At 72.5% G+C, this 13,020-nt stretch carries 15 protein-coding genes; 9 read left to right on the top strand and 6 right to left on the bottom strand.

Annotated features, from left to right (window positions below; all coding sequences use genetic code 11):
- Positions 1-111, bottom strand: a 111-nt coding sequence (locus ACYF6T_RS38655; protein ID WP_461702564.1) for a maltotransferase domain-containing protein, incomplete at its 3' end; no start/stop codon positions are given.
- Between the two features lie 73 nt (positions 112-184).
- Positions 185-484, bottom strand: coding sequence for a DUF5133 domain-containing protein (locus tag ACYF6T_RS38650; RefSeq protein WP_461702561.1), 300 nt, complete (start codon positions 482-484; stop codon positions 185-187).
- Positions 485-732: 248 nt separating this feature from the next.
- On the opposite strand from ACYF6T_RS38650, the gene ACYF6T_RS38645 reads away from it, so the two are divergent.
- From ACYF6T_RS38645 to ACYF6T_RS38635, 3 genes are all read left to right on the top strand, one after another.
- Positions 733-1,227, top strand: coding sequence for a pep a2 (locus ACYF6T_RS38645; protein ID WP_461702560.1), 495 nt, complete (start codon positions 733-735; stop codon positions 1,225-1,227).
- A 26-nt stretch (positions 1,228-1,253) separates the two neighbouring features.
- Positions 1,254-3,371, top strand: coding sequence for a glycogen debranching protein GlgX (gene glgX, locus ACYF6T_RS38640; RefSeq protein WP_461702563.1), 2,118 nt, complete (start codon positions 1,254-1,256; stop codon positions 3,369-3,371).
- Between the two features lie 72 nt (positions 3,372-3,443).
- Positions 3,444-4,436, top strand: coding sequence for an LLM class flavin-dependent oxidoreductase (locus tag ACYF6T_RS38635; RefSeq protein WP_461702559.1), 993 nt, complete (start codon positions 3,444-3,446; stop codon positions 4,434-4,436).
- Here ACYF6T_RS38635 and ACYF6T_RS38630 read toward each other — a convergent pair.
- Positions 4,414-5,217: a VOC family protein gene (locus ACYF6T_RS38630; RefSeq protein WP_461702558.1), complete on the bottom strand. Its 804-nt coding sequence runs from the start codon at positions 5,215-5,217 to the stop codon at positions 4,414-4,416. The two genes, ACYF6T_RS38635 and ACYF6T_RS38630, sit on opposite strands and share 23 nt — an antisense overlap.
- 167 nt (positions 5,218-5,384) lie before the next feature.
- Here ACYF6T_RS38630 and ACYF6T_RS38625 point away from each other — a divergent pair, with 167 nt between their 5' ends.
- On the top strand, positions 5,385-5,720 hold the full coding sequence (locus tag ACYF6T_RS38625) for an ANTAR domain-containing protein (protein ID WP_461702557.1): 336 nt from the start codon (positions 5,385-5,387) through the stop codon (positions 5,718-5,720).
- 29 nt (positions 5,721-5,749) lie between these two features.
- On the opposite strand, the gene ACYF6T_RS38620 is transcribed toward ACYF6T_RS38625, so the two are convergent.
- A complete protein-coding gene (locus ACYF6T_RS38620) occupies positions 5,750-6,541 on the bottom strand; it encodes a SigB/SigF/SigG family RNA polymerase sigma factor (protein WP_461702555.1) in 792 nt (263 codons plus the stop codon).
- 349 nt (positions 6,542-6,890) lie between these two features.
- On the opposite strand from ACYF6T_RS38620, the gene ACYF6T_RS38615 reads away from it, so the two are divergent.
- The 4 genes from ACYF6T_RS38615 to ACYF6T_RS38600 all read left to right on the top strand — a co-directional run bounded on the left by ACYF6T_RS38615 (position 6,891) and on the right by ACYF6T_RS38600 (position 9,704).
- Positions 6,891-7,343 (top strand): MarR family winged helix-turn-helix transcriptional regulator, encoded by a 453-nt coding sequence (locus ACYF6T_RS38615; protein ID WP_461702554.1) that lies wholly within the window; start codon positions 6,891-6,893, stop codon positions 7,341-7,343.
- Complete coding sequence (locus ACYF6T_RS38610) at positions 7,340-8,182, top strand: ABC transporter ATP-binding protein (protein ID WP_461702553.1); 843 nt, start codon at positions 7,340-7,342, stop codon at positions 8,180-8,182. Before ACYF6T_RS38615 ends, ACYF6T_RS38610 begins: the two co-directional genes overlap by 4 nt.
- Positions 8,142-8,987 carry an ABC transporter permease gene (locus ACYF6T_RS38605; protein ID WP_461702552.1) on the top strand — a complete coding sequence of 282 codons (846 nt, stop codon included), beginning with the start codon at positions 8,142-8,144 and terminating at the stop codon, positions 8,985-8,987. The genes ACYF6T_RS38610 and ACYF6T_RS38605 overlap by 41 nt, the downstream gene beginning before the upstream one ends.
- A 195-nt stretch (positions 8,988-9,182) precedes the next feature.
- Positions 9,183-9,704 carry a hypothetical protein gene (locus ACYF6T_RS38600; RefSeq protein ID WP_461702551.1) on the top strand — a complete coding sequence of 174 codons (522 nt, stop codon included), beginning with the start codon at positions 9,183-9,185 and terminating at the stop codon, positions 9,702-9,704.
- Positions 9,705-9,717: 13 nt separating this feature from the next.
- Here the strand turns inward: ACYF6T_RS38600 and hemC are convergent, their stop codons facing one another.
- Together hemC and ACYF6T_RS38590 are read right to left on the bottom strand one after the other, a co-directional pair.
- Complete coding sequence (gene hemC / locus ACYF6T_RS38595; protein ID WP_461702550.1) at positions 9,718-10,653, bottom strand: hydroxymethylbilane synthase; 936 nt, start codon at positions 10,651-10,653, stop codon at positions 9,718-9,720.
- Between the two features lie 69 nt (positions 10,654-10,722).
- Positions 10,723-11,913 carry an MFS transporter gene (locus ACYF6T_RS38590; RefSeq protein ID WP_461702549.1) on the bottom strand — a complete coding sequence of 397 codons (1,191 nt, stop codon included), beginning with the start codon at positions 11,911-11,913 and terminating at the stop codon, positions 10,723-10,725.
- Positions 11,914-12,024: 111 nt separating this feature from the next.
- Here ACYF6T_RS38590 and ACYF6T_RS38585 point away from each other — a divergent pair, with 111 nt between their 5' ends.
- Positions 12,025-13,017, top strand: coding sequence for an ArsR/SmtB family transcription factor (locus ACYF6T_RS38585; protein WP_461702548.1), 993 nt, complete (start codon positions 12,025-12,027; stop codon positions 13,015-13,017).
- Positions 13,018-13,020: the final 3 nt, after the last annotated feature.

The raw sequence follows: 13,020 nt of genomic DNA, 5'->3' as shown, positions 1-13,020 counted from the left end.
GGTGACCTCGAACGTTTCGCCCTCGACCGCCTTCGCCGGGCGCCTGCCGCACTCGACGACCGGATGGACGTCTCGCACCGGAATACGGCCGATGGCCGGGATCGAACTCATGGGTGTCACCTCCGCCGTGCACGAGGCCGGGCCCGATGGCCCGGCCGGGGGATACGAAACTGCGCCGGAAGCACTAGCTCCCGACGGGTGAACCGTGCGCCACGGCGGGCGGCCCGTGCCGGCCCGCCCCCTCCCGCCGCGTCCCGGTCTCCTCTTCCTGGAGGTAGGTGACGAGGCTGCAGCGCAGATACCGCTCGGCTGCGTCCGCGGCCTCGCGCGCGCAGCGTTTTCCCATCAGCACGCAGAGGGTGTAGCCCGAGTCCTCGAAGGTGGCCCGCACCGCGAGGTCCCCGGGGGACGCGAGCATCACGCGTTCCCAGGCCCGGTACCGCCGCAGCTGGCGGGCGACTTCGGCCTTGGCCGGTAGCAGCATGGCGCCGCTCACTTTCCGCACTCAAAGGGCATGACAGGCAGAGAGGTCTTCACACATGGTGCACGCAGGACGACTCAGCGTCTTGTTGGATCTTCAACCACCTCGGTGGTGTGCTCGTGTTGCACGAATGGCGTAGCACCCCCAGGCTGGTGGTGACTCAGAAGCGATCAATGCTCACGCTTCGCGTTCGGGGTCCGTCCCGCGGGGACGGGGAGAGGCGGAGCCTCGCCGGTGAGGAGCCAACGACGATGAAGACCGCAGTGCCCTGCTACTACCACCTCGACGTGGAAGTCAGCCCGGAACGGGTGGGACAGGTCAGCCGCATCCTGGCCGCACACCTCCGCTACTGGGACCTCGAGACCCTCGTGGAGCCCGTCCGCCACAGCGTGGAGCTGCTGCTGACGGCCATCGACGAGCACGCCACGGACAAGAACACCTCGGTCGAGATGTGGTGGAACGGTCAGCACCTGATCACCGCCGTCGGGGAGAACGACACCGAACTCCGCCCGGACCAGGACCTGCGCGCCTGCCTGGAGCGGATCGCGGCGACGAGCGACGGATGGGGCTGCTGCGCCACGGACACCGGCAGCAAGGTCATCTGGTTCTCGCAGCGCGCCCGCGCCGGCGAACGCGTCCCGCTGGTGCCCACGGCACCGGCGCCCAGCCTGCGCGAGGTGCTCCAGGTGCCCCGCGAGGTCCCCGTCGCCGCCCTGGCCGGCCGTGTCCTGGAGGACGCCCGGTGACGGCTCGACGACGCCGGAAGGCAGGGGTGCCCGCGTGGAGCGGGCACCCCTACCCGTTGGGTGCCGCCTACGACGGCCAGGGCACCAACTTCGCCCTCTTCAGTGAGGTCGCCGAGCACGTCGAGCTCGTCCTCGTGGACGACGACGGCGCCGAGCGCCGCGTCCCGGTGACCGAGGCGGACGGATTCGTCTGGCACTGCTACCTGCCCGGGGTGACCCCCGGACAGCGCTACGGCTACCGGGTGCACGGGCCCTGGCAGCCGGAACTCGGCCACCGGTGCAATCCGCGGAAACTTCTCCTCGACCCGTACGCCCAAGCGGTGGACGGGCAGATCGACAACCACGCCTCCCTGTACGAGCGCACGCCCGGCGGCCCCTCCCCGGCCGACAGCGCCGGGCACTCGATGCTGGGTGTGGTGACCGACCCGTACTTCGACTGGGGCGACGACCGCCCGCCGCGGCGGCCGTACGCGGAAACCGTCATCTACGAGGCCCACGTCCGCGGTCTGACCCGCACCCATCCGGACGTCCCGGACGCGCTGCGCGGCACCTACGCCGGTCTCGCGCACCCGGCCGTGGTCGAGCACCTGGTCTCGCTCGGCGTCACGGCGGTGGAGCTGATGCCGGTGCACCAGTTCGTCCACGACGGCGTGCTCCAGGACCGCGGCCTGGCCAACTACTGGGGCTACAACACCATCGGCTTCTTCGCGCCGCACAACGGCTACGCCGCCCACGGCACCCGCGGCCAGCAGGTCAACGAGTTCAAGTCGATGGTCAAGGCGCTGCACGCGGCCGGCCTCGAAGTCATCCTCGACGTCGTCTACAACCACACCGCCGAGGGCAACGAGAACGGGCCCACGCTCTCCTTCCGCGGCATCGACAACGCCTCCTACTACCGGCTGGTGGACGGCGACTGGGCGCACTACTACGACACCACCGGCACCGGCAACAGCCTGCTGATGCGGCACCCGTACGTCCTGCAGCTGATCATGGACTCGCTGCGGTACTGGGTCACCGAGATGCACGTCGACGGCTTCCGCTTCGACCTCGCGGCCACCCTGGCCCGGCAGTTCCACGAGGTGGACCGGCTCTCGGCGTTCTTCGACCTCATCCAGCAGGACCCGGTGATCAGCCGCGTGAAGCTGATCGCCGAGCCCTGGGACGTCGGCGAGGGCGGCTACCAGGTCGGCAACTTCCCGCCGCTGTGGTCGGAGTGGAACGGAAAGTACCGGGACGCCGTACGGGACTTCTGGCGCGCGGAGCCGCACACGCTGGGCGAGTTCGCCTCCCGGCTGACCGGCTCCTCCGACCTGTACCAGCACAACCGGCGCCGCCCGCGCGCCAGCGTCAACTTCGTCACCGCCCACGACGGGTTCACCCTGCGCGACCTCGTCTCGTACAACGACAAGCACAACGAGGCCAACGGCGAGGACAACGGGGACGGCGAGAGCACCAACCGGTCCTGGAACTGCGGCGCGGAGGGCGAGAGCGACAACCCCGCCGTGCTGGAGCTGCGCGCCCGCCAGCAGCGCAACTTCCTGGCCACGCTGCTGCTGTCGCAGGGCATCCCGATGCTGTGCCACGGCGACGAGCTCGGCCGCACCCAGCGCGGCAACAACAACGCCTACTGCCAGGACAACGACGTCTCCTGGATCGACTGGCGGCTGACCGAGGAACAGCGCGACCTCGCCGACTTCGTGCGGTACGTCATCGGCCTGCGGGCCGCGCACCCCGTGCTGCGCCGGCGCCGGTTCTTCCGCGGCGAGACGGCCACGCACGCCGACCAGCCGCTGCCCGACCTGGTGTGGCTCGCGCCGGACGCGCGGGAGATGACGGAGGACGACTGGGAGCGCGCCGACGCGCACTCGGTCGGGGTCTTCCTCAACGGCGACGCCATCGTCGAACCGGACTGCTGCGGGCGGCCCGTGGTGGACGACTCCTTCCTGCTGCTGTTCAACAGCTACTGGGAGCCGGTCGACTTCCGCCTGCCCGACGTCACCTACGGCGAGCGCTGGACCACCCTCCTCGACACCGCCGAGGTGCAGGGCGCCCCGGACGAGGCGGAGCACAAGGCGGGCACCGAGATGACCGTGGCGCCCCGCAGCCTCGTCCTGCTCTCCCGGCCCTCACGCGGCGGCACCTGACGGCTTCGCGGGCGCGCGGCCATTCCCCGCCGGGAATTGCCGCGCCCCGCGCGGCTGGTGACCATCACCGGCATGGACATCGGTGTACTGCTCCCGACCGGAACCGCCCAGTGGGGCCCGCACGACGACCCGCGCGAGCTGGTCGCCCTCGCCCGCCACGCCGAACGCTCCGGCTTCTCCTCGCTGTTCGTCAACGACTCCCTGATCAGCCCGCGCATCGAGGCGCTGACGATGCTGGCCGCGCTCGCCCCGGCCACCGAGACCGTGACGCTCGGCACGGCCGCGCTGCTGCCCTTCCTGCGCCGCCCCGTGCAGACCGCGCAGTCACTGGCGTCGATCGACCTGCTGACCGGCGGCCGGCTCACCGTGACCGTCGGCGCCGGCTTCCCCGGCCGCTTCGGCCGGCCCTTCTACGCCCTGTCCGAGGTGCCGTGGGCCAACCGCTTCACCCGCCTGGACGACACGGTCGCCCTGTGGCGGGCCCTGTGGAGCGGCGCCGACTCCTTCCACGGCGACATCCTGCGCTTCACCGGCCTGCCGCCCGCGACCAGGCCGTACCGCACCGGCGGCCCGCCGATCTGGCTCGGCGGCGCGACCCCCGCGGCGCTGGCCCGGACGGGCCGTCTCTACGACGGATGGCTGCCCTACCCGCCCGAACCCGCCGACTACGCAACCGGCCTGCGCGCGGTGCGTGCGGCGGCGGCCGGTGCCGGGCGCGCGGAAGCGGACATCACCCCCGCCCTGTTCGTCACGGTGCGCGTCGACGACGACGCCGAGAGCGGCCGCCGGGCCCTGGACGCCTACGCCCGGGCCGCCTACGGCATGCCGCTGGAGGAACTGGAGCGCATCCAGGCGGTGGTCAACGGTTCCGCCGCACAGGTGACGCACCGGCTGGGGCGGTACGTCGCCGCCGGCGCCCGGCATCTCGTCGCCCGCCTCGCCGCCCTGGACCTGCGCTCCCAGCGCGAGCAGCTCGAACGGCTGGCGGAGCTGATGCCCGGCCTGGGGGCGAGCCGCGGCGGGAGCCCGGACCCGGGAGCGCTCAGCGCTCGCGGTGCGAGGTGACGGTGAACTGCGCCCCGTCCGAGTCCCGCAGCACCGCCTCGTCGCTCGCCTTCGACAGCACGCTGCCGCCGTGCCGCTCGGCGGCCCGCACACAGGCCGTGACGTCCTCGACGGCGAAGTGGATCTGCCAGTGCGGCCGGATCGTCGGGTCGGGGGCCGCGCCCAGGGCGCCCGACTGGATCCGCGCCACCACGTCGCCCTGACTGCGCAGCACGACCTCGCCGCCCTCGTAGCGGACCTCGCAGCAGCCCGGGCGCTCCGACGCCCAGTCCAGGACCTCGCCGTAGAAGATCGCCGCGTCGAAGGCGTCCCGGGTGTGCAGCCGGATGAAGGCCGGGGAGGCGCGGCGCCAGGTCTCCCAGTCGGAGGGGAGCTCGCCCTCCCAGATGCCGAAGGTGGCTCCGTCGCGGTCGGCCAGCAGCGCCGCCCGGCCGGGCGGGAAGGAGAGGGGGCCGACCGCCGCCGTGCCGCCGCGCTCCTGCACCCGGCTGACGGCGTCGTCGGCGCTGGGCACGGCGAAGTACGGCGTCCACGCCACCGCCATCTGCCACATCGAGGCCACCGCGGCGATCCCGGCCACCGGCGTGCCGTCCACCAGGGCCATCCGGAACCGGTCGCCGAGCCGGGCCGAGCGCCACTGCCAGCCCAGCACGGCGGAGTAGAAGTCCTCGGTGGCCTCCAGGTCGCGGCTGGTCAGACTCACCCAGCAGGGGGCCCCGAACACGGAGTGGGTGGAGACGACGGTCTTGGGGGCACTGGGACGTGCGGAGTCGTGATTCATGGCAGTCGCGTCCTGGTCTCGTCGACCGGCGGCCACCGGTCTGCCACCAGTGTCCAACCGGAACCGCTCCGAGCGCCTGCCGAGTACCCCGCGGGCGCGGCCGAAACGGTGTGCGAGCCGTCCCCCGTCCGGTGGCAGGGGCAGCGGCGAGTGACCAGGATGGAGGCGTGACAGCAGAACGGTACGAGCCCGGTGACGAGGCGGACCGCGTCTTCGCGTTGCAGGAGGAGATCGCGCAGCTGAAGGAGGCGGTCGCCTCGCACGCCGTCGTGGACCAGGCCATCGGCATGGTGGTGGCGCTGGGCCGGGTCTCCCCGGACCAGGCGTGGGAGGTGCTCAAGGACGTCTCCCAGCACACCAACATCAAGCTGCGCCACGTCGCCGACCTCATCCTCGTCTGGGGCCGCGACGGCGTGATGCCGCCGGAGATACGCGCCGAACTGGAAGAGGCCATCGACCGGCACGGCCCCACGCAGATCCCCGGCGTACGGCCCCAGGACTGAGGACGCCCCCGCCGGCGCCGGCCAGCCGGTCAGCCGGTCTGCGCGAGCAGTTCCTCGCGCAGCTGGGCGAAGCAGCCGCTGAGCAGACGGGAGACGTGCATCTGCGAGATGCCGAGCTGATCCGCGATGCGGCTCTGTGTCATCCCCCGGAAGAAGCGCAGGTAGAGAATGGTCCGCTCGCGCTCGGGCAGCGCCTGGAGACAGGGTGCCACGGCCACCCGGTCGACGACGACGTCGTACGCCGGATCGCAGCCGCCGAGCGCGTCGCCGAGCGCGTAGCCGTCGGTGCCGGGCATCTCGGCGTCCAGGGACAGCGCGGAGAAGCAGTCCAGGGCCTCCATCCCGACGCGCACCTCGTCCTCGCTCAGCCGCGTGTGCGCGGCGATCTCCGAGACGGTCGGGGCGCGGCCCGAGGTGGTCTGCGACAGCTCCTTCGCCGCGTGCCGTACCCGGTTGCGCAGGTCCTGGACCCGGCGCGGTACGTGCAGCGTCCACATGTGGTCGCGGAAGTGCCGCTTGATCTCGCCCGTGATGGTGGGCACCGCGTACGCCTCGAAGGCGTGGCCGCGGGAGGGGTCGTAGTGGTCGACGGCCTTGACCAGGCCGAGCGCCGCCACCTGGTAGAGGTCCTCCAGGCTCTCGCCGCGGCCCCGGAAGCGGACGGCGATCCGCTCGGCCATGGGCAGCCAGGTCTGGACGAGTTCGTCCCGCAGGGTCTTGCGCTGCGGGCCCTCGGGCATCCCCGCGAGCCGTTCGAAGGCCTCGGCGGTGTCGGGCGCGTCGTCGTGCGGATGGGCCCTTGTACTGGTGGTGCCGCGCATCGCGCGCACCTCCCTCAGCCGGTGCTGATTGGACAGACTCCACGGGAGACGCGGACGCGGACCCGGGACGGAGGACATCCGGGCCTGACCGGCTCCCATGGACGTGCCTCCTGTCCGAAGCACTGAAATGCGCATTCCCGGCGAACGGGACTCCAAAACAGTCTCAAAACACTTTCCGAATACGGTGACACTTCGCGACCGGGCGGTGATGAATCGTCGCCCGAATTCCCAACACGCGGTGCGCGCCGCGAAATCAAAGAATTCCGTCCGGGAAATACGCGGCGAGGGCGGCCTCTCCTTGACCAATCCTTGGGGTTCGTTACCTCTGCTACAGAGGTAATCTCCCCGTGTGGAACCGAAGACCTTCCCCGACGAGCTGATGGACGCCCTCATCGGCGTCCAGCGGCTGATCCGGCGCCGCCTGCGCCGCCAGATCGACCCCCAGCTGCGCGGCGCCGAGGTGGAGCTGCTGCGCCTCGTGCTCGCCCGCCCCGGCATCGGCATCTCGGACGCCGCCCGGGAACTGCACCTGGCCGGCAACTCGGTGTCGACGCTGGTCAACCAGCTCTCCCGGCAGGGCTTCCTGGTCCGCGAAACCGACCCCGCCGACCGGCGGGCCGCCCGACTGCTGCCGACCCCCGCGGCCGAGGCCCGGATCGGCGAGTGGCGCAAACGGCGCGCCGAACTCGTCCGCGACGGGCTCGCCCGCCTCGACGAGGCGGACCGCGAAGCCCTGCGCGCGGCGATCCCCGCCCTGCACAAGCTGGCCGACACCCTGCCCGAGGAGGCCGAGGAGACATGACACGGGACCCCGCCGGCGAGCGGACGGAGGCCGTCACCTGCACGGGCCTCGCCTACGCCTTCGCGGAGACCAACGCGGTGGACGGACTCGACCTGACGGTGGCCGAGGGCGAGGTCTTCGGACTGCTCGGCCCCAACGGCGCCGGAAAGACCACCGCGATCCGCTGCATCACCACCCTGCTGCCGGTCCCGGCCTGCATGGTCCGCGTCTTCGGCCACGACGCGGCCGCGGAGCGGATGGCGGTACGGCGCCTGCTGGGTTACGTCCCCCAGCAGCTGTCCGCCGACGCGAGCCTGACCGGACGCGAGAACGTCTCCCTGTTCGCCCGCGTCTTCGACGTACCCCGCCGCGAGCGCGCCGAGCGTGTCGGGCAGGCGCTGGCCGCCGTCGACCTCACCGACGCCGCCGACCGGCTGGCCGGCACCTACTCCGGCGGCATGGTGCGCCGGCTCGAACTCGCCCAGGCCCTGGTCAGCGCCCCCCGGCTGCTCATCCTGGACGAGCCGACCATCGGCCTCGACCCGATCGCCCGCACCGGCGTGTGGGACCACATCAACGCCGTGCGCGCCGCCACCGGCATGACCGTCCTGGTCACCACCCACTACATGGACGAGGCCGACCAGTACTGCGACCGCGTCGGCCTCATGCACCGCGGCCGCATCCGTGCCCTGGGCACCCCGGCCGAGCTCCGCCAGGGCCTCGCCGAGCGCCGGGGCCTGGACACCCTGCCCACTCTGGAGGACGTCTTCCGCGATGTCGCCGGCAGCGGCCTCGACGACCAGTCAGGAGGTTTCCGCGATGTCCGAAGCACCCGCCGTACCGCACACCGCGTCGGCTGACGGCATCCACCTGCTGCTCAGGCCGCCCCAGCCGCGCGCCGGCTGGCGCCTGCTGCCCGCCCGCGTCCTGGCGATGTGCGCGGTGGAACTGCAGAAGATCCGCCACGACCGCACCGAGCTGTACACCCGCGCGGTCCAGCCCGCCCTGTGGCTGATGATCTTCGGTCAGACCTTCACCCGGATCAAGGCGATCCCCACCGCAGGCATCCCCTACATCGACTATCTGGCACCGGGGATCATCGCCCAGTCCGCGATGTTCATCGCCATCTTCTACGGCATCCAGATCATCTGGGAGCGGGACGCCGGCATCCTCAACAAACTGCTGGTCACCCCCACCCCGCGCTCCGCGCTGATCACCGGCAAGGCCTTCGCGGCCGGGGTGAAGTCGCTGATCCAGGCCATCGTCGTGGTCATCATCGCCGCGCTGCTCGGCGTGGCGCTCACCTGGAACCCGCTGAAGCTGCTCGGCGTCGCCGCCGTCGTGATCCTCGGATCGGCCTTCTTCTCCTGCCTGTCGATGACCATCGCCGGGATCGTGCTCAGCCGCGACCGGCTGATGGGCTTCGGCCAGGCCATCACCATGCCCCTCTTCTTCGGCTCCAACGCCCTGTACCCGGTCTCGGTGATGCCGGGCTGGCTCCAGGCCGTCAGCAAGGTCAACCCCCTGAGCTACCAGGTCGACGCCCTGCGCGGTCTGCTGCTCGGCACGCACGCCCACATCGCCCTGGACTTCGGTGTGCTGGCGGTGGCCGCGGCGCTCGGCATCACCGCCGCCTCCTCGCTCCTGGGCCGGCTGGCCCGGTGAAATCCGGCCACCCGGAACGTGATGTGCGGCACGCGTCCGCCCGCGCACGCACCGTGCGCCGCACGGGTTTTTCCTGCGCACGGCTTGATCAGCGATCAAAGAGGGTGAATTCGCTGGCCACAGCGCATTCTGCTCATTTGACAGTGCGCAGAGCACACAGATAGGAAGCAGCTCTGCGAGGTCGAGAGGTGGACTGTGTACGAGCCGAACGTGGTCGGGGACTGGCAGGAGTACGACGAGCATGCCGGTCTGCGTCTGCGCGTCCACCGTCTCGAAGCCGCCGCGCCACCGCGGGGACGCGACGACGCGGCCGCCGGGCTGACGTACTTCAGTCTCCGCGTCACCGTCGAGAACCGCGGCAGCCGGCACTTCGGCATCCACCTGGAGGACGGCCAGATCGACGTGCGCGTCGGGCCCGACGGCGAGGCCGCGTTCATCGACTGGCGCAACTCCCAGTTCGTCGAGGGCTTCGACGTCTACCCGCTGCGTAGGGTCACCGCGGTGCTGTACGCGGCCGGCCCGGAGGCCGCGCTCGGCCAGATCGACGTCCAGGTGCAGCTGCGGGTCGACGAGGAGTGGACCGAGCGCCGGCTGTGGGCGGGAGGCATCGGCCTGCACGAGGAGTCCGTGGGCGCGCAGTCCGGCGCGGGCCGCGAGTGCCTGGCCCGCCAGGTCAGCAACTACCTACGGGACCAGGCGGAAGAGGGCACCGCCTGATCCCGCGCGCGTCTCAGTGCGGGATGCCGTCGATGATCTCGCGGGCGCCCTGACGCAGCAGCGCCACTGCCACCGAGGTGCCCAGGGTCGCGGGGTCGAGCCGGCCGGCCCACTCGTGGGCGTTCAGCCGGGTCTTGCCGTCCGGGGTGAACACGCAGGCCCGCAGCGACAGTTCGCCGGCGTGATCGACGCGCGCGTACCCGGCGATGGGGCTGTTGCAGTGCCCCTGCAGGACGTGCAGGAACATCCGCTCCGCGGTGGCTTCCCGATGGGTGTCCGGATCGCCGAGCCCGCTGACCGCGTCGATCAGGTCGGTGTCGTCCTCCCGGCACTGCAGGGCGAGGATGCCCGCGCCGATCGGCGGCATCATCGTCTCCGGGGAGAGGATCTCGGTGATCACGTCCTGGCGGTCGATGCGCTCCAGCCCGGACACCGCGAGCAGCAGGGCGTCCGCCTCGCCCGCCGCCAGCTTCTCCAGCCGCCGGTTGGCGTTGCCACGGAACGGCACGCACTCCAGGTGCGGGTGGGTGGCGGCGAGCTGGGCGACGCGGCGCACCGAGGAGGTGCCGATGCGGGTGCCGTCGGGCAGCTCGTCCAGGGTGAGGCCGCCGGGGTGGACCAGGGCGTCGCGGATGTCGTCGCGCTTGAGGAACGCCGCGAACGTCGTGCCGGCCGGCAGCGGTCGGTCGGCGGGCACGTCCTTGACGCAGTGCACCGCCAGATCGGCCTCGCCCGCCAGCAGCGCGGCGTCCACCTCCTTGGTGAACGCCCCCTTGCCCTCCACCTTGGACAGATCGCCCATCCACTTGTCACCGGTCGTCCTCACCGGTACGACCTCGGTGCGCACACCGGGGTGCAGGACGGCCAACTCGGCGCGGACACGCTCCACCTGAGCGAGCGCCATGGGCGAGTCGCGGGAGACGATACGGATGAGTTCAGGGACGGACATGCGGACACGATAGACCTTCGCGCGGATGCACTCGCGCGCTACCGCCGTATTCAGGACCGAACAGACCTCCTACCCACGGTCGTTGACCGCTACGCACGCCCCGGTCACGGGCACCCGCCAGGTCAGCACCGCCAGCGCCCCCAGGGTGAGCAGACCGCCGGCCAGGAACGTGCTCCGCACCCCGGCCACCGGCAGCAGCCCCGCGCCGAGCAGCGCCCCGGCGGCCACCCCCACGTTGAACGCGGCCGAGTTGGCCGCGAGGGCGGTCTCCGTGCGGCCCGGCGCCACCCGGAGCACCTGGTTCTGCGACGCCATGAAGACGGGCCCGACCGACGCGCCGAGCAGCATCAGCAGCGCGACGGCCGCCACCTGGTCGCCGCCGCCCGTGTACAGCCCGAGCAGGGCCGCCGCCTGGGCGGCCACCGGCACGGTCAGCGTCGCGCGCGGAAAGCGGTCCAGCAGCGGGCCGGTCACCGTCACCCCGGCCAGTCCCGCCGCGCCGAAGGCGAACAGCACCGCGCTCACCGCGTCCGCGCCGAAGCCGCTGACCTCGTCCAGGAACACGACGACATACGTGAATCCCGCGAACGCCCCGGTCACCGACAGGGCGGTGGTGGCGAGCACGACCAGGAACCGGCGGCGGTCCGGGGCGGCGCCGTAGGCCGCGTGGCTCTCCTGCGGACGCGACGTCGGCAGCAGGGCGGCGAGCACGACCAGCGAGACGAGCGCGAGCGCCCCGAGGACGGCGAACGGCGTCCGCCAGCCGTCGTGTCCGCCCAGCCACGTCCCGGCCGGCACCCCGAGCACGGTGGCCAGCGAACCGCCCACCGACAGCAGCCCGACGACCCGGCCCCGCCGTTCGGGCGGGAACAGCCCCACCGCGACCGGTCCCATCACCGCCCAGAACAGCGCCTGGGCGAGCGCGGTCGCCAGCCGCGCCGCCAGCAGCAGGCCATAGGGGACGGCGGGCAGGGCCGAGACCCAGCTGGCCGCCGCCAGCAGCCCCAGCACTCCGGCGAGCAGGTGGCGGCGCGGCACGGAACGGGTGAGATGGGCGACCGGCAGCGACACCGCGGCCACCGTCAGCCCGTACCCCGTGACCAGCACACCGACGGCGGCGAGGGGCACCCGCAGGTCGGTGGCCATGAGGGCGAGCAGGCCCGTGGGGAGGTTCTCGGCGGTGTTGAAGGTGAACGCCGCCAGCATCAGCGCCGCGACGATCGCGGCCCGGTGCCGGGCGGCCGGACGTACGCTGCCCATCCAGAGGTCCTCCGAGGTGTCGGGAACGGCCGGGGTCAGCGTGGCCGTGGCGGTGGCGGGGCCTCTACTGTTTCGGTCCGGACCGAAACGGATGGGCGCACGGAGGCCGTCTTGCCGCTCACGCTCCACCTGGGCACCGCCGACCTGACGCGCTGCCGGTTCGCCGTCTCGCCGCTGTGCCAGACCCACGAGGCGCTGCGCATGCTGCGCCGGCCGGCCCGGCACGGCTACCACCGCCCGTGGCTGCACCGCATGCGCAGCGCCCTCGCCGGCCTCGACCTGTCCCCCCTGTGGCTGTTCGTCCCCCGCACCGGCGGCTACACCCCCGACTTCCTCGGCGCACCCCCCGACGACCCCTGCCCCGCCATCGAGGACGAGCTGGCCCGGCTGCGCGCCACCGACCCCGCCCTGGCCCGCACCGAGCTGGCCCGCTCGCTGGCCTGCACACCCGGCCTGGCCGAGTCGCCGGCGGGCCGCGCCGCGCTCGACGACCCCGCCGGCACCGTGCGCCGTCTCGCCGACCTCACCGAACTGGCCTGGCACGCCCTGCTCGCCCCCGACTGGCCACGCCACCGGGCCGTCCTGGAGGCCGACATCGCCCACCGCTCCCGGCAGGCGGCCGACGGCGGCCTGGACGCCCTGCTGACGGGGCTGCACCCCGGCATCGACTGGGCCGGCCACACCCTCACCCTGCGCATGTACGGCGACCTGCCCGAGGCCCAGCGCGCCGACGGCCGCGGCGTGCTGCTGATGCCCAGCGTCTTCGTGTGGCCCGACGTCGTCAGCGGCTTCGCCCGCCCCTGGCAGCCCACGGTCATCTACCCCGCTCTCGGCATGGGCCGCCTCCACACCGCCCCACCACCCCGGCCGCCCGAGGCGCTCGCCCGTCTCCTGGGCCGCCGGCGGGCCGCGATCCTGGCCGGCCTCACCGTCCCGGCCTCCACCACCGAGCTGGCCCGCCGCCACGCACTGGCCCCCTCCACCGTCTCCGCCCATCTGACGGTCCTGCGCGAGGCGGGCCTGATCGAGGGGCGGCGCCAGGGCTACTTCGTGCTGTACGCGCGCACGTCCCTCGGAGCCCACCTCGCCGGAGGCGCCGGATAGGCT

Source organism: Streptomyces sp. 7R007, assembly GCF_054850255.1.
The sequence above is the reverse complement of the archived record's forward strand: the minus strand, read 5'-3'. Positions and strand labels throughout refer to the sequence as shown.